The 21691-nt window shown below is 53.6% G+C and carries 21 protein-coding genes and 2 rRNA genes; 1 reads left to right on the top strand and 22 read right to left on the bottom strand.

The genetic code is table 11. The annotated features are described in order from the left end of the window. Nucleotides 1-71 precede the first annotated feature (71 nt). The 13 genes from nusG to BN3277_RS00055 form a co-directional block, all read right to left on the bottom strand. Nucleotides 72-605: a transcription termination/antitermination protein NusG gene (nusG, locus tag BN3277_RS00110; RefSeq protein WP_059040310.1), complete on the bottom strand. Its 534-nt coding sequence runs from the start codon at nucleotides 603-605 to the stop codon at nucleotides 72-74. A gap of 23 nt (nucleotides 606-628) precedes the next feature. Continuing rightward, on the bottom strand, nucleotides 629-820 hold the full coding sequence (secE, locus tag BN3277_RS00105; protein WP_009226623.1) for a preprotein translocase subunit SecE: 192 nt from the start codon (nucleotides 818-820) through the stop codon (nucleotides 629-631). A gap of 21 nt (nucleotides 821-841) precedes the next feature. Beyond that, nucleotides 842-991 carry a 50S ribosomal protein L33 gene (gene rpmG, locus BN3277_RS24755; RefSeq protein ID WP_009226622.1) on the bottom strand — a complete coding sequence of 50 codons (150 nt, stop codon included), beginning with the start codon at nucleotides 989-991 and terminating at the stop codon, nucleotides 842-844. 398 nt (nucleotides 992-1389) lie between these two features. Next, nucleotides 1390-2043, bottom strand: coding sequence for an RNA polymerase sporulation sigma factor SigH (gene sigH, locus BN3277_RS00100; RefSeq protein WP_392396605.1), 654 nt, complete (start codon nucleotides 2041-2043; stop codon nucleotides 1390-1392). Nucleotides 2044-2202: 159 nt separating this feature from the next. Continuing rightward, nucleotides 2203-2724, bottom strand: a complete 522-nt coding sequence (locus BN3277_RS00095) for an NYN domain-containing protein (protein WP_059040308.1) — start codon at nucleotides 2722-2724, stop codon at nucleotides 2203-2205. Nucleotides 2725-2729: 5 nt separating this feature from the next. Further along, on the bottom strand, nucleotides 2730-3482 hold the full coding sequence (gene rlmB, locus BN3277_RS00090) for a 23S rRNA (guanosine(2251)-2'-O)-methyltransferase RlmB (protein ID WP_059040307.1): 753 nt from the start codon (nucleotides 3480-3482) through the stop codon (nucleotides 2730-2732). A gap of 31 nt (nucleotides 3483-3513) precedes the next feature. After that, nucleotides 3514-3933 carry a Mini-ribonuclease 3 gene (locus tag BN3277_RS00085; RefSeq protein WP_082691244.1) on the bottom strand — a complete coding sequence of 140 codons (420 nt, stop codon included), beginning with the start codon at nucleotides 3931-3933 and terminating at the stop codon, nucleotides 3514-3516. Beyond that, nucleotides 3930-5336, bottom strand: a complete 1407-nt coding sequence (gene cysS, locus BN3277_RS00080) for a cysteine--tRNA ligase (protein ID WP_059040305.1) — start codon at nucleotides 5334-5336, stop codon at nucleotides 3930-3932. Before cysS ends, BN3277_RS00085 begins: the two co-directional genes overlap by 4 nt. 563 nt (nucleotides 5337-5899) lie before the next feature. Beyond that, a complete protein-coding gene (cysE, locus tag BN3277_RS00075) occupies nucleotides 5900-6559 on the bottom strand; it encodes a serine O-acetyltransferase (protein WP_059040304.1) in 660 nt (219 codons plus the stop codon). A gap of 880 nt (nucleotides 6560-7439) precedes the next feature. Continuing rightward, nucleotides 7440-8900 (bottom strand): glutamate--tRNA ligase, encoded by a 1461-nt coding sequence (gene gltX / locus BN3277_RS00070; RefSeq protein WP_059040303.1) that lies wholly within the window; start codon nucleotides 8898-8900, stop codon nucleotides 7440-7442. Between the two features lie 68 nt (nucleotides 8901-8968). Continuing rightward, nucleotides 8969-9457 carry a 2-C-methyl-D-erythritol 2,4-cyclodiphosphate synthase gene (gene ispF / locus BN3277_RS00065; protein WP_059040302.1) on the bottom strand — a complete coding sequence of 163 codons (489 nt, stop codon included), beginning with the start codon at nucleotides 9455-9457 and terminating at the stop codon, nucleotides 8969-8971. Between the two features lie 155 nt (nucleotides 9458-9612). Beyond that, nucleotides 9613-10314 carry a 2-C-methyl-D-erythritol 4-phosphate cytidylyltransferase gene (gene ispD / locus BN3277_RS00060; protein ID WP_059040351.1) on the bottom strand — a complete coding sequence of 234 codons (702 nt, stop codon included), beginning with the start codon at nucleotides 10312-10314 and terminating at the stop codon, nucleotides 9613-9615. 77 nt (nucleotides 10315-10391) lie between these two features. Further along, nucleotides 10392-11480: a PIN/TRAM domain-containing protein gene (locus BN3277_RS00055; RefSeq protein WP_059040301.1), complete on the bottom strand. Its 1089-nt coding sequence runs from the start codon at nucleotides 11478-11480 to the stop codon at nucleotides 10392-10394. Nucleotides 11481-11684: 204 nt separating this feature from the next. Here BN3277_RS00055 and BN3277_RS00050 point away from each other — a divergent pair, with 204 nt between their 5' ends. Next, nucleotides 11685-12080: a nucleoside triphosphate pyrophosphohydrolase family protein gene (locus BN3277_RS00050; RefSeq protein WP_059040300.1), complete on the top strand. Its 396-nt coding sequence runs from the start codon at nucleotides 11685-11687 to the stop codon at nucleotides 12078-12080. Between the two features lie 117 nt (nucleotides 12081-12197). On the opposite strand, the gene pssA is transcribed toward BN3277_RS00050, so the two are convergent. The 9 genes from pssA to BN3277_RS00005 all read right to left on the bottom strand — a co-directional run. Next, entirely contained in the window at nucleotides 12198-12926 is a 729-nt protein-coding gene (gene pssA, locus BN3277_RS00045; protein ID WP_059040299.1) for a CDP-diacylglycerol--serine O-phosphatidyltransferase, read from the bottom strand. A 48-nt stretch (nucleotides 12927-12974) separates the two neighbouring features. Then, nucleotides 12975-14051: a DNA integrity scanning diadenylate cyclase DisA gene (gene disA, locus BN3277_RS00040; RefSeq protein WP_059040350.1), complete on the bottom strand. Its 1077-nt coding sequence runs from the start codon at nucleotides 14049-14051 to the stop codon at nucleotides 12975-12977. Nucleotides 14052-14064: 13 nt separating this feature from the next. Then, nucleotides 14065-15432 (bottom strand): DNA repair protein RadA, encoded by a 1368-nt coding sequence (gene radA / locus BN3277_RS00035; RefSeq protein ID WP_059040298.1) that lies wholly within the window; start codon nucleotides 15430-15432, stop codon nucleotides 14065-14067. Nucleotides 15433-15668: 236 nt separating this feature from the next. Next, on the bottom strand, nucleotides 15669-18113 hold the full coding sequence (clpC, locus tag BN3277_RS00030; RefSeq protein WP_059040297.1) for an ATP-dependent protease ATP-binding subunit ClpC: 2445 nt from the start codon (nucleotides 18111-18113) through the stop codon (nucleotides 15669-15671). 31 nt (nucleotides 18114-18144) lie between these two features. Then, nucleotides 18145-19203 (bottom strand): protein-arginine kinase McsB, encoded by a 1059-nt coding sequence (locus tag BN3277_RS00025; protein WP_059040296.1) that lies wholly within the window; start codon nucleotides 19201-19203, stop codon nucleotides 18145-18147. A 12-nt stretch (nucleotides 19204-19215) separates the two neighbouring features. Further along, nucleotides 19216-19740, bottom strand: coding sequence for a protein-arginine kinase activator protein McsA (locus tag BN3277_RS00020; RefSeq protein ID WP_059040295.1), 525 nt, complete (start codon nucleotides 19738-19740; stop codon nucleotides 19216-19218). Between the two features lie 67 nt (nucleotides 19741-19807). Continuing rightward, complete coding sequence (locus BN3277_RS00015; protein WP_059040294.1) at nucleotides 19808-20266, bottom strand: CtsR family transcriptional regulator; 459 nt, start codon at nucleotides 20264-20266, stop codon at nucleotides 19808-19810. 730 nt (nucleotides 20267-20996) lie between these two features. Then, a 5S ribosomal RNA gene (rrf, locus tag BN3277_RS00010) occupies nucleotides 20997-21113 on the bottom strand. A 114-nt stretch (nucleotides 21114-21227) separates the two neighbouring features. Then, nucleotides 21228-21691 (bottom strand): 23S ribosomal RNA (locus BN3277_RS00005); the annotation flags it as partial.

Raw genomic sequence — 21691 nt, 5'->3', positions numbered from 1 at the left:
CCCTAATAGTGGTAGACGGAACCGAAGTCCCTCCCACTTTGAAACCCTAAGAAACCTTTAGAAGCCCTTAGTTATATCTTCTCCACCTGAGTGTAATCCAGCTCGAGTGGGGTTTCTCGCCCAAACATGTTGACGTGAACCTTGACCTTGCTCTTGTCGGTCAGAATTTCCTCGACCGAGCCAACAAAATTGGCAAACGGACCAACCTTGATGCGCACGGACTCTTTGAGCTCAAATTCGATGACCGGTTTCGGTTCCTCCATGCCCATATGCGCCAAAATCTGATCCACTTCTTCAGGGAGCAGTGGCGTAGGCTTGGAACCGGAACCCGTAGAGCCAACAAACCCGGTGACCCCCGGCGTGTTGCGAACAACATACCAAGAGTCGTCGGTTTGGATCATTTCCACCAAGACGTAACCGGGGTAAACTTTACGCATGACGGTCTTCTTCTTACCGTCTTTGTTCACCACTTCTTCTTCCATCGGAACAAGAACGCGGAATATCTTGTCTTCCATGCCCATGGACTCGACGCGTTTTTCCAAATTGGCTTTGACTTTGTTCTCATACCCGGAGTAGGTATGAACGACGTACCATCTTTTTTCCATATCAAGCCACCTAGGGACCCTTCTTAAATTATCGCTTCGATCACAGCAGAGATGCCGATGTCCAGAACCCAAAAATAAATCGCGACAACGGTAATTGTACCGAGCACAATCAGCGTATAATTAGTCAGCTCTTTACGATTAGGCCAGCGAACCTTTTTAAGCTCAGCCCAGCTCTCAGAGAAAAAAGAAAACAACGACTTGAAACTACGTTTCATGCGCGACTACACCTCCAAAGACTATCTGGTTTCGCGATGAGGAACTTGCTCGTTACAGAACTTGCAATACTTCTTCATCTCCATGCGGTCGGGGTGGTTACGCTTGTTTTTCGTTGTCGTGTAGTTTCTTTGTTTGCAATTCGTACAAGCCAACGTAATTATTACCCGCATGATGTGCACCTCCCGAAGACATTCTAAAATGAGCTGTCTCTATATTGACCTAAAATCAAATGTTTGCCACCTAAAAAAGGGAAACACAAAATTAGGCCTACCTAAAACACTTTATCACATGGCATTACCCGTGTCAACGAGACATCAAGCTAACCTCTTCGATTATTTATAGTATAGCTCACGAATTTGGAAGATAAACCCTTGAGAGAGAATTCTATAGGAGAGACGCTGCGGAGAAGCGGTTGAGAAGAAGCCAGATTTGGCAAGCGAATGCATGGAATTTCGAGCCCGGCGAGACCTCTGTGACCCGAAGGACTGTGGTAAAAAAAGGGCTTCCTGCAACAGGAACCCTTGGGTCTACTTGTTTATGTAGTAGTACTTCGTTCATAAGAATAAGTTCAAATACAGCCGTCGCGTACTTCCAGGTAACGTTCCAGCTTGCGCTTCACGCGCTGCAGAGCGTTGTCGATCGACTTGACGTGGCGATTCAGATCCACGGCGATCTCCTGATAGGACCTCCCGTCCAAATACAACATCAGCACCTTGCGCTCCAAGTCGCTGAGAATTTCGGACATCTTGTCCTCCAGGCCGGTAAACTCCTCCTGGTTGATGATCAATTCTTCCGGGTCACTCACCTGAGAGCCACAGATGACATCAAGCAGCGTCCGGTCCGATTCTTCATCGTAGATCGGCTTGTCCAAGGAAACGTACGAATTCAGCGGAATATGCTTCTGCCTCGTTGCCGTTTTAATCGCAGTGATAATCTGTCGTGTAATGCACAACTCCGCAAACGCTTTAAACGAAGCGAGCTTGTCCCCCCGAAAGTCCCGGATCGATTTGTAGAGTCCGATCATGCCTTCCTGGATGATGTCTTCGCGATCGGCGCCGATGAGAAAATAAGACCTAGCCTTGGCGCGCACGAAGCTCCGGTACTTGTTAATCAAGTACTCCAATGCTTCACTGTCGCCTTCCCGAACCGCCTCGACAATGTCTTCGTCACTTTGGATCTCATAGTCAAACCTTACCCATGTTTCGAGTTTGACACTCACCACAAATCCCTCCGGCCCGCAACGCACGGTTCCCCGTCACTCATTCAAGTAATACGAACAGTATATATGAAGGTGCATATTAGCGTCAACCGTAAAAGTACCAAAAGATGTAAAGTCGAACTTTGTCAAGGGCATTTGGTAGCAGAACTTGAGAATACCCTTTCATTCCCTACGCCATCGCTCAAACAGCTGACGCTGCTCCGGACTCAATTTGGTATCCAGTGTATTGCGGCTGGATTTGGCGCTGCGCTCAGCGATTTTGGCCTGGATCTCCTTCTCGCTCTGCTCCACTTGGATCAAGAGCTCCCGTGCCGATACTCGCAAAGCCCCTTGCCCAAAAATCACGTGCTGCTCCACCATATCGCTAGTCGCAACGTAAATCTGCCGCCGCCGATGACTCAACTCGCCTACCAGTCGTTCGATGCATTCGTCCGCCGTTTCCTTCTCCTTGGTGAACACCATCTCCACCTTGTTTTGCGAATAGGCTTTCCCCAGCCCCGGAACCCGGTAAGCATCAAAGACGACGATGACCTTTCTCCCGGAAAAAGCCTGATAATCGGCAAGCCGTTCAAGCAGCCTGTCCCGAGCGGCTTGCAAATCGTCTCTCGACAATTCAGCCAGCTCGGGCCACCCGCCGATCATATTGTACCCGTCAACTAATAGCACATCGCGCAAATCGCGCATGGCCTTTATCCTTCAGCGCGTCGTCTGCGCAGTACTTCATACATAATGACTCCAGCTGCGACGGAGGCGTTTAGAGAATTCAGCCGGCCGTTCATCGGGAGCTTCACCAGGACATCGCACGTCTCCCGTACGAGGCGGCCCATGCCTTTATTCTCATTGCCGATGACGATCGCTACCGGTCCGGTAAGCACATTGCCGCTGCGATACATCTCTTCCTTTGCGCCAACGTCTGTACCAACGATCCATACGCCCGCTTCCTTCAATTGCTCCATCGTCTGGACGAGGTTGGTCACCCGGGCGACAGGAACGTATTCCACAGCTCCGGCGGAGGTTTTAGACACGGTGGCCGTTACGGCAGCAGAGCGGCGTTTGGGAATAATCACGCCATGTGCCCCCGTACATTCGGCCGTCCGCAGAATCGAACCGAGATTATGCGGATCCTCAATCTCGTCCAAAATCAGTAAAAATGGCGCTTCCCCGCGTTCCTGCGCACGGGCGAGCAAATCCTCCACCTCGGCGTAAGCATAAGGGGCGACCTGGGCAACCACGCCTTGATGCTGCAAGCCGGGCGCCATTTGGTCCAGCTTGCGCTTGTCCACAAATTGCACGACGATGCCGTGTTTTTTGGCCTCAGCCACGATCGGCTGAGTCAAATGCTTTTGGGCGCCTTCGGCCACCCATATTTTATTGATCGTACGGCCGGCATGCAACGCTTCCAGCAGCGAATGCTTGCCGCCGATCCATTCTTGTTCCTCCATCGGAATCCTCCTATGTTATGGTGACGCGTATTTAGCCGCGGTCCCGGTTGTTTTCCAAATCGGCAAACCCTTCGGCGATCAACCAACGGAGACGGTCATGCGCTCCGGTGTAATACAGATAACCGACCAAGCTCTCAAAAGCGGTGGCAAGGCGGTAGTCCAGCACGTTGGCATTCTTCGGCACGGTGCCGGATTTGGCGTTCCGCCCTTGGCGAACAACATCCTTCTCCTCTTCGGTGAGCAGCGGCTCGATCAACTCCAGCAGCTGCGCTTGCGCCTTCGCCGAGACGTACTTCGTCGACTGGCCGTGCAGGTGGTGAGGCCGCAAATTCGGGCGGGCCATCACATGCTGGCGGACGGCGACCTCGTAGACGGCGTCGCCGATGTAGGCCAGCGCGAGCGGCCCCTCCCGCTCGCCGGCGCCTGCCCTTGGCTCGTGCGGCCCGCTCATTTGCGCCGCCATCTCATGCCCTGCGGCGTGTCCTCGAGCACGATGCCGCGGGCGTCCAGCAGGTCGCGGATCTCGTCCGCGCGCGCCCAGTTTTTGGCCTTCCGCGCCTCAGCCCGCTCCGCGATCAGCGCTTCGACCTCTTCGCCGGGCAGTTCAGTTTCCGGCGGCAAAGCGATGCGCAGCACGCCGTTCATCTCCTCAAATAGCCGCAGCGCCGCTTCCAGATCACCGCGAGCGGTCACCGGCTGCTGCAGCAGCGTATTGACTTCGCTCACCCATTCGAACACCGCCGTAATGGCGTCCGGGGTGTTGAAGTCGTCCTGCATTTTGGCATGGAACAAGCTGCGGATCGCTTCCAGCTTCTCTGCCCACTCCGGCGTAACCTTTGTTTCGCCGCCTTGCGGCGCCGCATTCAACCGGTGACGAAGATTGTTTGCGGCGTTGCTGATCCGCTCTACGCTGCGTTCCGCTTGCTGCATCGTTTCTTCCGAGAAGTTCAGCGGATTGCGGTAATGGGTCGACAGCATGAAGTACCGGATCGCTTCTCGTCTATATAATGCGCGCAAATCCTTCACAAGCACGCCATTGCCGAGGGATTTGGACATCTTTTCCCCGTCGATGTTGATGTATCCGTTATGCATCCAGTAATTGGCTAACGGCTTGCCAGTTGCGGCTTCCGACTGCGCGACCTCGCATTCATGGTGTGGGAACTGCAGGTCCTGCCCCCCGCCGTGGATATCCAGCGTATCGCCTAACAGTTGCCGGGACATCGCCGAGCATTCGATATGCCAGCCGGGACGGCCTTCGCCCCATGGGCTGCTCCAATGGATTTCTCCGGGCTTGGCCGCTTTCCAGAGCACGAAGTCCTCCGGATGCTCCTTGCGGTCGTCCACATCGATGCGGATGCCGAACTGCAGCTCGCCGATATTTTGTCCGGACAGCTTGCCGTATTCCGGGAATTTGTTCGTACGATAGAACACGTCCCCGCCGCTTTCGTAGGCAAATCCTTTTTGCTCCAGGTCGCGGATGAAGTCAATGATGACCTCCATATTCTCCGTTACTCGCGGATTGGCCGTGGCGCGCGGAATCCCGAGGCCGTCCAGATCCTCATAGTAGGCTTGAATGAACATCTCCGCCACTTCCGGTACGGTCAGGTTCATTTCTTCTGCTTTGCGGATCAGCTTATCGTCCACATCTGTGAAGTTAACGACGTAGTTCACATCGTATTGCTGATTCTCCAGGTAACTACGGACTACGTCAAAAAAGATCATCGGCCGCGCGTTCCCAATATGAATATAACCGTAGACGGTAGGTCCACAAACATACATCTTCACTTTCCCCGGCGTCAGGCTCACGAACCCCTCCTTCGCCCGGGTTAAGGTGTTATAAATCTGCAATCCCATACTGCACTTTCCTTCCCTGTAAGGTAGTTTTCCTATCGGCTTCCCATCACGAGGTATCTCGAGGGGGCGGATTCGACATCGAATCTCGAACTCAGTCAGTCGCTCCGTTGCTCACGTAGATCTTCCTACGCTCCGCTACTCACTCCCTCCAGCCAATCGTGACCTCTAACGGACCTCAGTGACGTTATTCTCCCATTTCCCGACTATTTCCCAATTTAACGGACACCAGTGACCTTATTTCGCCCAAATCACGGAAGAAACAGTCGATTTTAGGCAAATAACGTCATCTCAGTCCGTTAAAGTGGAGAAGGCCGGTGTTCCAACACATTAACGTCTCTCGGGTCCGTTAAACTCGCAATCATGATCACATTGCTTCACTATCGACCCTCACCAGACAACAAACTGTATATCCCATCGATCCACCGTTCATCACCAGACGACAAACTATATCCCATCGTTCCACTGTTCCTCAACAGACGACAAACCGCATATTCCACCGCTCTAACGTTGTCCGTCCCCCTGGTCGTCTCAAATCACACAACACCCATCCGCCCCGCAGCAGCTCACAGCTCGGTTGGCTGCTTCTCGCGCAGCTGCTCCCTGAGCTGGAGGACTTCGCCGCGCAGCTGATCGATCTCGCGCTGCATCTCCCGCATCGCGTCGACCATCGGGTCGGGCAACTGGTGGCTGAGGCGGTCCAGTCTTTTTCCGTCCTGACGAACCACTTTGCCCGGGATGCCCACCACGGTGCTGCCGGCAGGCACTTCTTTTAAGACAACCGAATTTGCCCCGATATTCGCCTGGTCCCCGATTCTAAACGAGCCGAGCACCTTGGCCCCCGACCCGATCACGACATTGTTCCCGACGGTTGGGTGGCGTTTGCCTTTTTCCTTCCCGCTGCCGCCCAACGTGACTCCCTGATAGATAACCACATCGTCCCCGATTTCGCAAGTTTCCCCGATAACAACCCCCATGCCATGGTCGATGAACAACCGGTTGCCAATCCGCGCTCCAGGATGGATTTCGATGCCGGTGAAAAACCGGCTGATCTGCGAAATCGCACGGGCCGCCGTATACCAGCGGTGGCGATAGAAAAAGTGCGCGATCCGGTGACTCCAAATGGCATGCAGACCGGAATAGGTAAAGATCACTTCGAACCAGCTGCGGGCAGCCGGGTCATTGTCGAACACCGCCTGGATATCGGATCGAATTCTCTTGAACATAGTTTTCCCCCACCTTCTCTTCCTATCGCTTACGGATAGACCTAATAAAAAAAGCGCCCCTGCAGCATTCGCTGCAGAGACGCCTGACGACGCGGTTCCACTCTGCTTTGGATGAGTTGGCTTCGGGGTCCGGCGGATGTAACTATTGCCGATCCTGCCGAGCCTCGGCTTCAAGCCGACTCCTCCCTCTTCAAGCCCTTAACGCGGACGATACGGCGAAAGCTACAACGCCTTGCAAGGCGCATTCGCATTCGCGGCTCCCGGGTGCATTTCCGCCAGCGCGTATCCGGATAACTTCCAGCCTGGTTGCTTCTTTGCGCGGTCCGCACCGAAGGGTCCCGGTTATCCTCTCTGGTCGATACGGCTGATCGCGTACTTCTCCCGATCTATGCCGGTGGCATTAAGACGGCCCATTCGCCGCCATTCATCTAGTTGTAGAGTATACCTGCCTTTATATTACCTAATGGACGGCCCACTGACAATGGCAGCCAAAAAAATTTATCCCTCTCTAACGCTGATCACAAACGCTATTTGAGCGAAAAAGGGGCATATTCAGCGCTAACGCTTGCCAGACACCTTATTCCTTGATTTGAGCAAAGAAATGAGCCTAAATTGCCATAATAAGCACACTGACGAGCGTTAGAAAAGAAAATCGGTCCGTTCCGCCTAAATAAGCGCTGTGGCAAGCGTTAGCGTAATCGTGATAGGTCACCAATTGTGTAGCGATAGGCACCACCATGTAGCACCACGCACCTTGCGCGCAAGACGGCCGGTTTCGGGCCGGTTTCGGGCTGACTTGGACCGACCGCCAATGAGCCAACTTAGACCGATCCAAGCTGACTTAGGCCCATCAGGCTAATTCGGATCGATCCCCGCCGCCCTACAGAACTGCGAGACGCGCCTTCAACCGTTCGGCGACTTTATCCCGGCCAAGCAGGAAAATCGTCTGGTTCAAATCGCGGCCATGCATTTGTCCGGTCAACGCCACCCGGATCGGCATAAACAGGCCTTTCCCTTTGCTGCCGGTCTCTTTCTGCACCTCTTTGATCGCGGCGCCGATGTTCTCCACGCTGAATTCGGCCAGTCCTTCAACTTTACCCAAAAAGGCGGAAAGTACGCCTGGCACTTGCGGTTCCGCCAACACGGCAGCCCCTTCCTCATCCAGCGCCGGCTCGCTGCGGAAGAACATTTCCGACAGCTCCACGATATCGGAGGCGGCGGTCATTTGCTCCTGGTACAACGCGACGAGCGCTCCGGCCCACGCCTGCTGCTCCGGCGACAACTCGGCCGGAAGCCGACCAGCCCGCTGCAGATGCGGAATAGCGAGCAAGGCGATCCGCTCCGGATCGGCGTTCTTAATATAATGGTTGTTCAGGTGCGCCAGCTTGTTCGTATCGAACACTGCTGGACTGCGCGATAAACGGCCCGCATCGAAGATCGAGATCAGCTCGTCTTTGCTGAAAATCTCCTCTTCCCCTTCCGGTGACCAACCGAGCAGGGCGATGAAATTAAACATCGCTTCCGGCAAATAACCAAGCTGATCGTACTGCTCGATGAATTGAATCACCGATTCGTCGCGTTTGCTCAGCTTTTTGTGGTTTTCCCCGACGATCAGCGTCATATGGCCGAACACCGGCGGCTCCCAGCCAAAAGCGTCGTAGATCATGAGCTGCCGCGGCGTGTTGGACACATGGTCCTCTCCGCGCAGTACGTGTGTGATGTTCATCAGATGATCGTCCAATACGACCGCGAAGTTGTAGGTCGGGATGCCGTCTTTTTTTACGATGACAAAATCCCCGCTAACGTCGGATTCAAACGAGATCGGCCCTTTGACCAAGTCGTCAAACGTAAACGTCCGGCCTTCCGGTACGCGGAAACGAATGCTGTATTGGCGCCCTTCCGCGTCATACGCGGCCAGTTGGTCCGGCGTCAGATGACGGCATTTCCCGGAGTACCGCGGTGTTTCGCCGCGCGCCATTTGCTCTTCGCGCTCCTTCTCGAGCTCCTCTTCCGTACAGTAGCAGCGATAAGCCAATCCCCGATCCAGCAGGTCCTGCACCAGCGGGCGATACAACTCAAGGCGCTCCGTTTGCCGGTACGGTCCGTAGTTCCCGCCGATATCCACACTTTCGTCCCAATCCATACCCAGCCACTTGAGGTAAGTCAGTTGGTTCTCCTCGCCACCAGCTACGTTGCGCTTCACGTCCGTATCCTCAATGCGGATGATGAGTTTACCCCCGTGATGTCTGGCGAACAAATAATTAAACAACGCCGTTCTGGCGTTTCCGATATGTAAATGACCCGTTGGACTCGGCGCATAGCGCACGCGAACCTCTGCCATTCCAATCCCCTCCCTAGTTTTAAGACGCTTCCCGTCAAAACGCTGACGTTCTAACTACCTTTACAAGCTTATGATGATAGCACATTCTGGACCAGACAGACAACGCATTGTGCCGCAATGCCTTCACCGCGTCCGGTAAATCCGAGCTGCTCCGTGGTTGTGGCTTTCACATTCACGAGTTCCGGCTCTGCCCCAAGGGTACGGGCGATCACCTCTACCATTTGCGGGATGTACGGCGCCATCTTTGGTTTTTGCGCGATAATCGTTGCGTCCAGGTTACCCAAGCGGTAGCCTTTGTCGATCGCCATGTCCCAGACCCGTTGCAGCAGCACGACGCTGTCCGCATCTTTAAACGCCGGATCGGTATCGGGAAAATGACGCCCGATGTCCCCCAGCCCCAGCGCTCCTAAGATCGCGTCGCTGATCGTATGCAGCAACACATCGGCGTCCGAGTGCCCCAGCAAACCTTTCTCGTATGGAATATGCACTCCGCCGATAATGCATGGCCTGCCCTCCACGAGCTGATGCACGTCGAAGCCCTGTCCCACTCTAAACATCCTATCCATCCTCTCCCGGTCATCTTTTAATCACGAAGCAGCACGAGGAAGTGAAATCGACATCGAATCTTGAATTCAGTCCGTCGCTCCGTTGCTCACGTAGGTCTCCCTACGCTCTCCGATGCTCACGCAAGTTGCTCTACTCTACGATTCCGCTACCCCTGCCGCTTCCCCCGAATAAACTCCGCATAATCCAGATCCTCGGGTGTCGTGATTTTGATATTATCATAGGCCCCTTCTACCAGCTTGACGGGGATGCCCATCCGTTCGGCCAGCATCGCGTCGTCGGTGCCGACGAACCCTTCCTCTGCAGCCCGCTCATGGGCTGACAGCAGTTCGGTACGCCGAAAAGCCTGCGGCGTCTGAATCGCCCACAAGCTGCGCCGGTCCAAGGTTGCTGCGACCCAGCCCTGCTCGTCCGCCTGCTTGATCGTATCTTTCACGGGTACGGCGAGCACGGCGGCCCCGTGCGTCTTGGCAGCTTCGCAGCAAGTTGTAATCTGCTCTCTCGTGACAAAAGGGCGGACGCCGTCATGCACCAGTACCCAAGGTGTGCTGAGATGCAGCAATCCTTGGCGTACCGAGTGCTGACGCTCAGCCCCGCCCGGAATAACTTGTATTTGTTCGGCCATGCCGTATTCGGCCATCCATGATCGGCACCGGTTCACATCCTGTTCCCCGGTGACAAGCACGATTTGCGTAATCGACGGATGACGGTAAAACACCTCCAACGTATGGATGAAGATCGGTTTGCCGTCCAGCATAAGATACTGCTTGCTTTCCACCGTCCCCATGCGCGTGCCGCGGCCTGCCGCCACCACGATGACTCCCGTATCGCCGCTTGCTTGTAAACCCATCATGTTCTTGCCTCACCTTTGCCCGGAATTCGTCCGCACTGCAATCCGCGCAGCGCAGTTAATCCCATCATACCGAATTACTGGGCTTTTTCCAACAGTTTTGGTTTGGCAAAAATCATCCGTCCCGCCGAAGTCTGCAGCACGCTCGTTACCAGCACCTCTGTAATGGTGCCGATATAGTCTCGTCCGCCTTCGACAACGATCATGGTTCCATCATCCAAGTAAGCAACGCCTTGCCCATGCTCCTTGCCGTCCTTGATCACCTGAACCATAATTTCCTCGCCAGGCAACACCACCGGCTTGACCGCATTGGCCAAATCGTTGATGTTCAACACGGACACGCCTTGCAGCTCGCATACCTTGTTCAAGTTGAAGTCGTTGGTCACCACTTTACCCTGCAGGACTTTTGCCAACTTCACCAGCTTGCTGTCCACTTCGGAGATTTCCTCGAAATCCCCTTCATAGATCATTACTTTCACGTCCAGCTCTTTCTGGATTTTGTTCAAAATATCCAGCCCCCGCCGGCCGCGGTTCCGCTTAAGCAAATCCGAGGAATCGGCGATATGCTGAAGCTCTTCCAACACGAATTCCGGAATGACGATCGTTCCCTCAATAAAGCCGGTTTTGCAAATGTCGGCGATTCGCCCGTCAATAATGACGCTGGTATCCAAAATTTTGTGTTCCTCCGCCCAACGCTCCTCTTCCGGAACGGAAGCCCCCCATTTCCCGGATTTCCAAAGTGAGGACAGCTCTTCCTTTTTGGCTAGCCCAACGTAAAGCCCAATGTAGCCGAACAACGCCGATACCGTAAATTGCGCCATACTCTCCAGCGTGCCGAGCCAAGACAGCAGGGGATAGACCGTTAAAGAAAGAAGAAGTCCCGCAGTCAAACCGGCCGCACCAGCAGCCATTTCATTCATCGGAATCCGCGTTAAAGCGGCGATCCATGATTTCACTCTCGAAGAAACGACGTCTGCAGCCAAGGAGAACAGGAACAAGAACAGCAGTGCGCCGGCTGCAGCCCAAATCAAATTCGCTGCGATCGGGTTCATGTCGCGAAACCAGTCGCTAGCGGCCCCCGGTAACACCCCGGACACGCCGCCGGTCGTATAACCGAACCATGCCCCGCATAAACCAGCCAGAATCATAAAGTATTTTTTCAGCACGTCTCTCTTCACCTCCTAGATAAGTATCTTCTTTAGCCAGTATGAACCAATTTCCGGATGCATAATCCTGGGACGACAACTTTTTTGCCAAAAAATAACCATTTCTAATCCGAACGCGCCCCTTGGCTATGGGATTTCAGGTTGATCTCGGAGGAAAAGGTGGAATATAATGAATTCAATTCATAATATTGAGGTGGATGGAAAATGAGCGCACCAAGCCTTCAGTCTTTTCAAGAACAAGTTTCTGAATTGTTGCTCCGTCACCGCAGCTTGCTGGACGTCATGTCGAAGATGGGACAAACCAACGCTGCTGCTATCCGTTCCGTGACCAAGTCGGTAACCGAATGCGGTTGCATCGAGCTGCACGCCACCAAACAAGACTTCGAGGCGGGCATGGATTTGCAACAAGCCAAGGAAACAATCGCCAAGCATGTTCAAGGCGAGCTATGCGAAAATTGCCGGGATGCGATTACGAATGAGCTTGGACGTAACCTTTTCTATATGTCCGCCCTTTGCAATCTGCTGGGGATCAATATGGAGGAAATTGTGGAGCGCGAGTCGCAAAAATGCGCCACGCTGGGGTTATTCAACTTATCGTAAGCGTACTTGTACTTAGGAATGAGGAATACATGAATATCGAAGGAAATCAAAAAGGCATCGATCCTTTCCGCCCGCGGGAGATCCATGCCTTTTTCATATGTGTACGACAGTTCGTATTTAACGTTTTGGACGATACGCTTCTTCAGCATCCTCATCGTCCCGGTGTTTGCGGCGAAGCAGCCGATGGATGTTCTGCCGGAGCCCGTAAGCCGCATAGATGACCAATGGGATGAAAATGAGCTTGGCGATCTGATCCGGAAATACGACGGCGATGACCACCGCGAAGATGACGACAAGCGGCGTATAAGCGATCGCTTTCTTCGGTAGGCCCACCTTCTTGAAATTCGGGTATCTGACCGTGCTGATCATCAAATACGATAACAGCATCATAGATACCACGAAGTAAGGCGCCGAAATCTCCCTGTAAAACAGCGAGAGCGTGGCCAGCACCCCGCCTGCAGCTGGAATCGGCAAGCCGATGAAATATCCCGGGGCTCCCTTTTGGACATTAAACCGGGCCAGTCGCAGCGCTCCGCACATCGGGAAGATGATGGTGACGGCCCAAGCGACGCCGGTAGGAATGCTGTGGAATGAAATAAAGTACATAATCAGTGCCGGAGCCATACCAAACGAAATGAGATCCGATAAAGAATCAAGCTCTTTCCCAAACTCGCTTTGAGCGTTCAGCGCACGGGCAACCCGCCCGTCCAAACCATCGAGCAGCATAGCGACAATTACCATGATGGCGGCCAAACTGAAGCGACCTTCCATTGCCAGCAGGATGGCCAGCATTCCGAGCACCATGTTTCCTAACGTAAACAGGTTCGGAATTGATTTCGTAATCATCTCATCACCTCGAGTAGATATTCTGAACATCCATTGATGATAGGTGATTTAAATTTGTCTGTCAATGAATACTTGCTCTTGGAGGCGTTTCAGCCCTTCTTTGATGGAGCGTGCCCGCACCTCACCGATCCCGTCAACTTCATCCAGCTCCTCGATACTGGCCATCATCACGTTGGGTAAGCAACCGAACCGTTCCACCAAATTGTGGATAATGACATTAGGCAGGCGAGGGATTTTGTTCAACACGCGATAACCTCGCGGAGAGATCAATTCCTCCGAAGTAGCGGCGGAGGATGGATAACCCAACAGCTTCGTTATGTGGTTGTCGTCCAGCAGCTCGTCGTCGGTGGATCGTTTGAGCCCGAGTATAATTTCACGGATTGCTTCGTCTTGGTCTTCTTTGGCATAGTCTTTGTATAAAAGCCATGCCTCTTCTTCCATATTGCTGACCAGCTCCTCCATCTGCATGCTGATCAGCCGCCCTTCCGTCCCCAACTCGTTGATGAACCGTTTGATCTCCATCTTGATCCGGATAACCATTTCCACGCGTTGGATGACGTTAATCACCTCAGGCAAGGAGACCAACTCCTCGAATTCGGAAGCCGTGAGGTTCGTTAAGGCTTGATTCAGGACGGAGCGGTATTTCTCCAGCGTCTGAATAGCTTGATTGGCCTTCGTCAGGATGACGCCAATTTCCTTCAGTGCATACCGTAAGCCGCCTTGGTAAAGAGTGATGATATTCCGGCGCTGGGAGATGGAGACGACCAGCTTGCCGGTCTGTTTGGCCACCCGCTCTGCGGTACGGTGCCGGATGCCCGTCTCCGAGGAGGCGATGGAAGAATCCGGAATCAGCTGGGTATTGGCGTACAGAATCCGTTTCAAATCCTCGCTGAGGATAATCGCCCCGTCCATTTTGGCCAGCTCATAAAGATAGTTCGGTGAGAAGTCACAGTTGATGGAGAAGCCCCCCTCGACGACCTCCATCACCTCCGGGCTGTAACCGACGACGATTAAGCCCCCGGTCTTGGCCCGCAGCACGTTTTCGAGGCCGTCGCGAAAAGCCGTTCCCGGCGCGACAAGTCTCAACAAATCGTTCATTTTCTCTGCTTGGGTAGTTTCCTTCATCATTCAATGCCCCCTAATCTAACGCAACAGCTAGCGCATCTGCAACGGTATTTACGCCTATCAGTTGAATCCCTTGCGGCCCCTTCCACCCTTTCATGCTCTTCTCCGGCAAAATGACCCGTTTAAAGCCAAGCTTGGCCGCTTCCTTCACGCGCTGCTCCGCTCGGGAGACGGCGCGCACTTCGCCGGTCAAGCCAACTTCCCCGAAAAACACGTCGTACGGCTTCGTCGGTAGATCGCGAAAGCTGGAAGCCACGCTGACGGCAATCGCCAGATCCACCGCCGGTTCGTCCAGCTTGACGCCGCCGGCCAAATTGACGTAAGCGTCCTGATTTTGCAGGAACATACCCATACGCTTCTCGAGCACCGCGAGAATCAGGTTCATTCGCTGATAGTCCACGCCGGTGGCCATCCGCCTTGGCGAAGGGAAATGGGTGGCTGCGATCAAGGCCTGCAGCTCGACCAGCATCGGGCGAGTCCCTTCCATGCTGGCAACGACGGTGGAGCCCGCCACGCCAAGCGGCCGTTCGGATAGAAACAGCTCCGACGGATTCGCTACTTCCGCCAGGCCGGATTCGTTCATCTCAAATATTCCGATTTCGTTGGTCGAACCAAAGCGGTTCTTTACCGCTCTTAGCAGCCGATACGTGTGATGCCGCTCGCCTTCGAAATACAATACGCAGTCGACCATATGCTCCAGCATCCGCGGTCCGGCAATGGCCCCTTCCTTGGTGACGTGACCTACCAGAACCGTGGCGATGCCTTGCCCTTTGGCAATCCGCATAAACCGCGCCGTACATTCCCGCACCTGCGATACACTGCCGGGGGCACTGGTCACTTCCGGCAAATAAACCGTCTGGATCGAATCGATCACCAGAAAATCGGGTTTCACACTCTCGATCGCTTCTTCGATTCCGTCCATGCTGCTCTCGCACAAAACGAAGAGCTCCGGGGACAATGTCCCCAGCCGTTCCGCCCGAAGCTTCGTCTGACGGACGGATTCCTCCCCCGAGATATACAATACCCTCAGACCGCTGCGGGCCATTTCATGAGAGGTTTGCAGCAACAGGGTCGATTTCCCGATTCCGGGATCCCCTCCGACCAGCACCAGAGAGCCTGGCACAACGCCGCCTCCGAGCACCCGGTTCAGTTCCCCGATTCCCGTTTGAATCCGCGGTTCTTTGCCGCTCTCTATATTTATGATCGATTGCGGCTTTTCTTTCGCATGAAATATCCCGGAAGTCATGCCTTGCGTCTTGACGGTTTTCTCCACTTCTTCCACCATGGAGTTCCAGGCGCCGCATCCCGGGCATTTTCCATACCATTTGGGCGATTCATAACCACATTCGGAGCAAAAAAACTTTGTTTTTACTTTAACCATTTATCTCTCCTTCTCGCCTCTGCAATATTTGACAGACCTAGCCGACACCGTATTCGTCATGGTACCTAAAATTTTACCATCCTTTCGGGTTTATCGAAAGTTATCCGAGCGCTGTCGCCAGGAGAGGTGGGTTAAAAAAAAGCAGCCCCAAAGCATCGCTTTGGAAGCTGCCTTTATCTTATTTCATCGGCTTAATCGTTACAGATTTGTAGGATTTACCAACATTTTTTTACACGTTACGCGTTTTTGATGAAGGTTCCGGTACGCTCGACCTTTAATGCGCCGTTCTCTTCGTCGATGGTCAACGAGTCGCCTTTCTTCACGTTGCCGGTCAACAGCTCCTCGGACAGGCGGTCTTCGATATGCTTCTGGATCGCCCGACGCAGCGGACGCGCACCGTAAGCGGGATCGTAGCCTTCTTTCGCCAGGAACGCTTTCGCTTTATCCGTCAGCGTAAAGTCCACATCATATTCGCGCAGGCGTTTACGCAATTCTTCGGACATCAGCGTGACGATTTGACCGATATGCGCCTCTTCGAGCGAATGGAAGACGATAATTTCATCGATCCGGTTGAGGAACTCCGGACGGAAGCTCTTCTTCAGCTCTTCCATCACTTTGCCCTTCATATTGTCATAATCGGCCCCGGCATCCTGAACCGCGGTGAAGCCCAGGCGCGTATTGCGCTTAATCGCTTCGGCGCCGACGTTCGAGGTCAGAATAATCAACGTGTTGCGGAAATCAACGACCCGGCCTTTGGAATCGGTCAATCGGCCGTCCTCCAGCACTTGCAGAAGGATGTTAAACACTTCCGGATGCGCTTTTTCGATTTCGTCCAGCAGGACGACGGAATACGGCTTGCGGCGCACCTTCTCGGTCAATTGGCCGCCTTCTTCATACCCGACATATCCTGGAGGCGCGCCGACGAGACGAGCCGTGGAGTGTTTCTCCATGTACTCCGACATGTCGATGCGGATAACGGCGTTCTCGTCGCCAAACATCGCTTCGGCGAGTGCACGAGCCAGCTCGGTTTTCCCTACCCCGGTTGGGCCGAGGAAGATGAAGGAGCCCATGGGGCGCTTCGGATCCTTGAGGCCTGCACGCGCCCGGCGGATCGCCTTACTAACAGCCTTAACGGCTTCCTCTTGCCCGATTACGCGCTCATGCAGGATTTGCTCCATATTCAGCAGGCGTTCGGTTTCTTCTTCCTTCAGCTTGTTGACCGGAATTCCTGTCCAGCTGGCAACCACCTGCGCGATATCCTCCGGCGTCACTTCGGAATCGGTACGCCCTTGTTTTTCTTTCCATTGGTTTTTCGTAACGTCCAGCTCTTCGCGGATCTTCTGTTCCGTGTCGCGAAGCGCCGCCGCTTTCTCGAATTCTTGGCTTTGGACCGCAGCGTCTTTTTCCTTGCGGATATCCTCGAGGCGGCTTTCCAATTGTTTCAGATTCGGCGGTACCGTATACGAGTTAAGCCTTACCTTAGACCCCGCCTCGTCGATCAGGTCAATCGCTTTATCCGGCAGGAAGCGGTCTTGGATATAGCGGTCGGACAATTTGACCGCCTGCTCGATCGCTTCATCGGTAATTTTTACCCGATGATGCGCCTCGTAGCGGTCGCGCAGCCCGTGCAGGATTTGAATCGCTTCGTCCACCGACGGTTGATCCACCGTGATCGGTTGGAAACGACGTTCCAATGCGGCGTCTTTTTCGATATATTTCCGATATTCATCCAGCGTAGTTGCGCCGATGCATTGCAGTTCGCCGCGAGCCAACGCTGGTTTTAAGATGTTCGAAGCGTCGATGGCCCCTTCCGCACCGCCGGCTCCGATCAACGTATGAAGCTCGTCGATAAAGAGGATGATGTTGCCGGCTTGACGAATTTCGTCCATGATCTTCTTCAAGCGGTCCTCAAATTCGCCGCGGTACTTCGTACCAGCAACGACCGAACCCATATCCAGCGTCATGACGCGTTTATCTCGCAGCGTCTCCGGAATTTCATTGTTGATGATTTTTTGTGCGAGCCCTTCGGCGATTGCCGTTTTCCCGACGCCTGGTTCCCCGATTAACACCGGGTTATTCTTCGTCCGGCGGCTCAGCACCTGGATCACCCGTTCGATCTCCTTGCTGCGGCCGATCACCGGATCCAGATTGCCTTCTTTGGCCGAAGCCGTCAAGTCGCGGGCCAAGCTGTCCAGCGTTGGCGTATTGACGTTGGTTGGCGTGCCGTGATGACTGGATACCGCCTCACTGCTGCCCAGCAGCTGCAGCACTTGCTGCCGCGCCTTGTTCAGGCTGATGCCGAGGTTGTTCAGTACGCGAGCTGCAACGCCTTCTCCTTCGCGAATCAGGCCGAGCAAAATATGCTCCGTGCCGACATAAGTATGGCCGAGCTTGCGCGCTTCATCCATGGACAGCTCGATGACTTTCTTGGCGCGCGGCGTATAAGCGATATTGGTTGGCTGTTCCTGGCCGCGGCCGATCAGCGTCTCCACTTCATCTTGTATTTTCTCGAGTCCCAGACCCAATCCGATCAGCGCTTTGGCGGCAATACCTTCGCCTTCACGGATCAGCCCGAGCAGCACATGTTCCGTCCCGATATTGTTATGTCCCAGCCTTACGGCTTCTTCCTGAGCCAATGCCAGTACTTTTTGGGCGCGTTCCGTAAATCTTCCAAACATCATCTTCTCCTACACCTCCATAGTAATCCTCTCGTTATTTCCCCATTCGCTCTCGAATGAGCTTGGCGCGGTACATATCCCGTTCCCCCGGGGACATGCTGCTGCTGAATTTCTTCTGCAAAAAGCCGGGCTGCGTCAGCACGTTTAATTCATTTAACGCCTGTGCCGACACGCCTTCGATCAGGCCCAAATCTACGCCAAGCCGGACATCGGACAGCCGCTGAGCGGCTTCCTTCGAGTCGATGATGTACGCCTCGGATAATATCCCATAAGAGCGCATCACCCGGTCCATCATCCGCAGCCGCGATTCGCTGATCAGCTTTTCTCTCGCCGTTTTCTCATGCTGAATGATCTGCAAAACCACGCCATATAAATTTTCGATGATCTCAGCTTCGCTTTGTCCTAGTGTAATCTGATTTGAGATTTGAAACAAGTTGCCCATCGCTTCGCTGCCTTCCCCGTAGATCCCGCGGACGGTCAAACCTACCTGCGAAACGGCGGATAAGATGCGGCCGATCTGCTGCGTGAGCACCAGCGCCGGCAAATGCATCATCACGGAAGCCCGTAGGCCGGTCCCCACGTTTGTTGGGCAGCTGGTCAAATACCCGCGGCGATCGTCAAAAGCATAATCCACATGCGATTCGAAAATGTCGTCGATCGCCGTCGCTTTTTCCCATGCCTCTTGGACTTGCAGCCCCGGATACAGGCATTGGATGCGTAAATGGTCCTCTTCATTGATCATGATGCTCAGGCTCTCATCTTCGCTGATGAAGACGGCCCCATTTCTGGAATCGTTGGCTAGGTTCGGACTGATCAAATGCTTCTCGACCAGTACCCGCTTATCCAGTTCATCCAAGTCCGCTAGGAGGATCGGGTACAGTTTCCCATGAGACTGAAGCTCGTTGTCGCTCAGAACCTCCTGCAGCTGCTTCAGCACCTCCTCCGATTGCGTGTTGGTGGCCAGCATCGGAAAGGGTTGATGCAGCACGTTGCGGGCGATCCTTACCCGGCTGCTCATGACGATATCGGACTCCTTGCCTTGTTGGCTCATCCATTCGCTAAGCGGCTGTTCGGTGAAACGGAGATTGGTCACCCTGCATCCCTCCTACTCTGCGGATATGTTCTTCTCAAGCTCGCGAATTTGATCCCGCAGTGCTGCCGCCTCCTCAAATTCCTCCTGGAGGATTCGGTACTGCAGTTCGCGGCGGAGATCTTCTAGCTTACGTTTCACCTGGATATGACCCCCGGTCCGTTTCGGGACTTTCCCGACGTGAACGGTATTGCCATGCACTTTTTTGAACAGTGGATCCAGGCGATCGTTAAAATATTTGTAGCAAGAGCTGCACCCAAAACGTCCGATTTTGCTGAACTGGGAATACGTCATACCGCATTCTTCGCAGCGCAGATGTTCAGGGGTACTGTGCCCGGAAACTTGCCCTTTGTTCGACGGACTCAAATCGAGAAAGCCCGACAGCAGGTTGTGAATCGAAAAGCCGCCCGAAGTGCCGGGAATCAGCTCCCCTTTTTCCCTGGCGCAGGTCTCACAGAAGTGAAACTCCGTCTTCTCGCCATTGACGATCTTCGTAAAATGCAAAGTTGCCGGGCGCTTGCCGCACTCTTGGCATTGCATCGCACGTCCCTCCTTACGGGATAGACTAAGACAGCAAATCCTTAAACCTGTGTATTGCGTTCTGTTGCTAACTCAACAATGAGATTAACATCGCTCTCATCATTCTGGCCCGGATCTGGTCGCGATAGGGCAGCTTGATCGCCAGCACTTCGCGGGATATCGCCGAGCGCATCAACGCGGCTTCCCGAGGGGTCAAAAAGCGGGCTTCCTCCAGGCGGTAAATCAACCCTTCCGCCGCGGATTGCCCGATCTCATCGCCGATCGTCTCATGCAAATGCGTATGCAGCGACGTTGGTCCCGGCAACGCAATGCGCCGAATCCGAACATAACCGCCACCGCCGCGCTTGCTTTCGACCAGGTACCCTTTCTCCAGAGTAAAACGGGTGCTGATGACATAATTAATTTGCGACGGCACGCAGGAAAATTGGTCGGCAAGTTCGTTACGTTGAATCTCTATAATCCCCTCAGGACTTTCATGCAAAATACTCTTGAGATATTTTTCGATGATATCGGAGATATTACGCATCACTCATCCTCCATTATTCCACACGTGAATCTCTTGTTGCGGTTGGTGTCAAGGAAAGGGACAGGACGGACAGATATATCAGCTCAAGTCGAGCTTCATAATTCGGCCTGTTGACTTTGACTTTCTTTGACTTTATAAACATTATACCATAATTTGATGATTTGCCAAGTGGCACGGTTTCAGAATCAGTGTGGGCGTGTAGCGCGGAAAATATTCGTGGTTAAGCGTATGAGTAATCTGCACGGTTGGTGCTTGTTGGAGAAGAAATAGGGGGATGCTCGAGTGAGTCCTCGATGCTGAACGGGTTGGCCAATTAGGATTTTGATTAGCTGCACTAGTGCATCTATTTTTGCGCATTTCCGGTTGATTGGGCTCAATAGATGCAATAATGCATCTAATTTAGCGCATTAGGCCGGATTTCGCTGGAATCACCGAAAATAAGTGCACTGTAGCATCTATTTCCCGGAAATCGGCGGATTGCGCCTGAAATAAGTGCAGAATCGCACTTATTATAGTAACGGTCGCATTGGTCAAAGTAATATTCCTGTAAAAATGTAGTTTTTCGAGCATCGAGCCACAGATTGATTGAAATACCTGCAAAAGTGCAGTTTTTCGTTTATCCAGCAACTCATATTACACCCCATCGAGAAAATTTCCTGCACTTTTGCAGGCTTTACACGGAAACACAAAAAGAGCACCACCGAATCAACGGCAGTGCTCTTTCTCTTTTGCTTGGCGGCGTCCTACTCTCCCAGGACCCTTCGGTCCAAGTACCATCGGCGCTGGAGGGCTTAACGGTCGTGTTCGGGATGGGAACGTGTGGAACCCCTCCGCCATCGCCACCAAACGGTTCAAGCGTCTTAATCGCTTAAAAACTGGATACGAAACTTGATTTGCGTGTTAGTCTCCTCAAGTGCTCGAATCGGCTTGTTCAGCCTGACGCCACTTTTTGGAGTTGTTTTTGGATAAGCCCTCGACCGATTAGTACCTGTCAGCTCCATACATTGCTGCACTTCCACCTCAGGCCTATCAACCTCGTCGTCTTCAAGGGGTCTTACTAGTTGGGAAATCTCATCTTGAGGGGGGCTTCACGCTTAGATGCTTTCAGCGCTTATCCCGTCCGCACTTAGCTACCCAGCTGTGCTCCTGGCGGAACAACTGGTGCACCAGCGGTGCGTCCATCCCGGTCCTCTCGTACTAAGGACAGCTCCTCTCAAATTTCCTACGCCCACGACAGATAGGGACCGAACTGTCTCACGACGTTCTGAACCCAGCTCGCGTACCGCTTTAATGGGCGAACAGCCCAACCCTTGGGACCTACTTCAGCCCCAGGATGCGATGAGCCGACATCGAGGTGCCAAACCTCCCCGTCGATGTGGACTCTTGGGGGAGATAAGCCTGTTATCCCCAGGGTAGCTTTTATCC

The sequence above is a fragment of the Paenibacillus rubinfantis genome (genome assembly GCF_001486505.1).
Classification (GTDB): domain Bacteria; phylum Bacillota; class Bacilli; order Paenibacillales; family Paenibacillaceae; genus Fontibacillus; species Fontibacillus rubinfantis.
Note: the sequence above shows the minus strand (reverse complement) of the source record. Positions and strands in the feature narration are given on the sequence as shown.

Coding starts and splice junctions, on each gene's coding strand:
- nusG (WP_059040310.1), bottom strand. CDS start 605: ATGGAAAAAAGATGGTACGTCGTTCATACCTACTCCGGGTATGAGAAC.
- secE (WP_009226623.1), bottom strand. CDS start 820: ATGAAACGTAGTTTCAAGTCGTTGTTTTCTTTTTTCTCTGAGAGCTGG.
- rpmG (WP_009226622.1), bottom strand. CDS start 991: ATGCGGGTAATAATTACGTTGGCTTGTACGAATTGCAAACAAAGAAAC.
- BN3277_RS00095 (WP_059040308.1), bottom strand. CDS start 2,724: ATGCGCGATTTGCGCGATGTGCTATTAGTTGACGGGTACAATATGATC.
- rlmB (WP_059040307.1), bottom strand. CDS start 3,482: ATGGAGGAACAAGAATGGATCGGCGGCAAGCATTCGCTGCTGGAAGCG.
- BN3277_RS00085 (WP_082691244.1), bottom strand. CDS start 3,933: ATGAGCGGGCCGCACGAGCCAAGGGCAGGCGCCGGCGAGCGGGAGGGG.
- cysS (WP_059040305.1), bottom strand. CDS start 5,336: ATGGGATTGCAGATTTATAACACCTTAACCCGGGCGAAGGAGGGGTTC.
- cysE (WP_059040304.1), bottom strand. CDS start 6,559: ATGTTCAAGAGAATTCGATCCGATATCCAGGCGGTGTTCGACAATGAC.
- gltX (WP_059040303.1), bottom strand. CDS start 8,900: ATGGCAGAGGTTCGCGTGCGCTATGCGCCGAGTCCAACGGGTCATTTA.
- ispF (WP_059040302.1), bottom strand. CDS start 9,457: ATGTTTAGAGTGGGACAGGGCTTCGACGTGCATCAGCTCGTGGAGGGC.
- ispD (WP_059040351.1), bottom strand. CDS start 10,314: ATGGGTTTACAAGCAAGCGGCGATACGGGAGTCATCGTGGTGGCGGCA.
- BN3277_RS00050 (WP_059040300.1), top strand. CDS start 11,685: ATGAGCGCACCAAGCCTTCAGTCTTTTCAAGAACAAGTTTCTGAATTG.
- pssA (WP_059040299.1), bottom strand. CDS start 12,926: ATGATTACGAAATCAATTCCGAACCTGTTTACGTTAGGAAACATGGTG.
- disA (WP_059040350.1), bottom strand. CDS start 14,051: ATGAAGGAAACTACCCAAGCAGAGAAAATGAACGATTTGTTGAGACTT.
- radA (WP_059040298.1), bottom strand. CDS start 15,432: ATGGTTAAAGTAAAAACAAAGTTTTTTTGCTCCGAATGTGGTTATGAA.
- clpC (WP_059040297.1), bottom strand. CDS start 18,113: ATGATGTTTGGAAGATTTACGGAACGCGCCCAAAAAGTACTGGCATTG.
- BN3277_RS00020 (WP_059040295.1), bottom strand. CDS start 19,740: ATGCAATGCCAAGAGTGCGGCAAGCGCCCGGCAACTTTGCATTTTACG.
- BN3277_RS00015 (WP_059040294.1), bottom strand. CDS start 20,266: ATGCGTAATATCTCCGATATCATCGAAAAATATCTCAAGAGTATTTTG.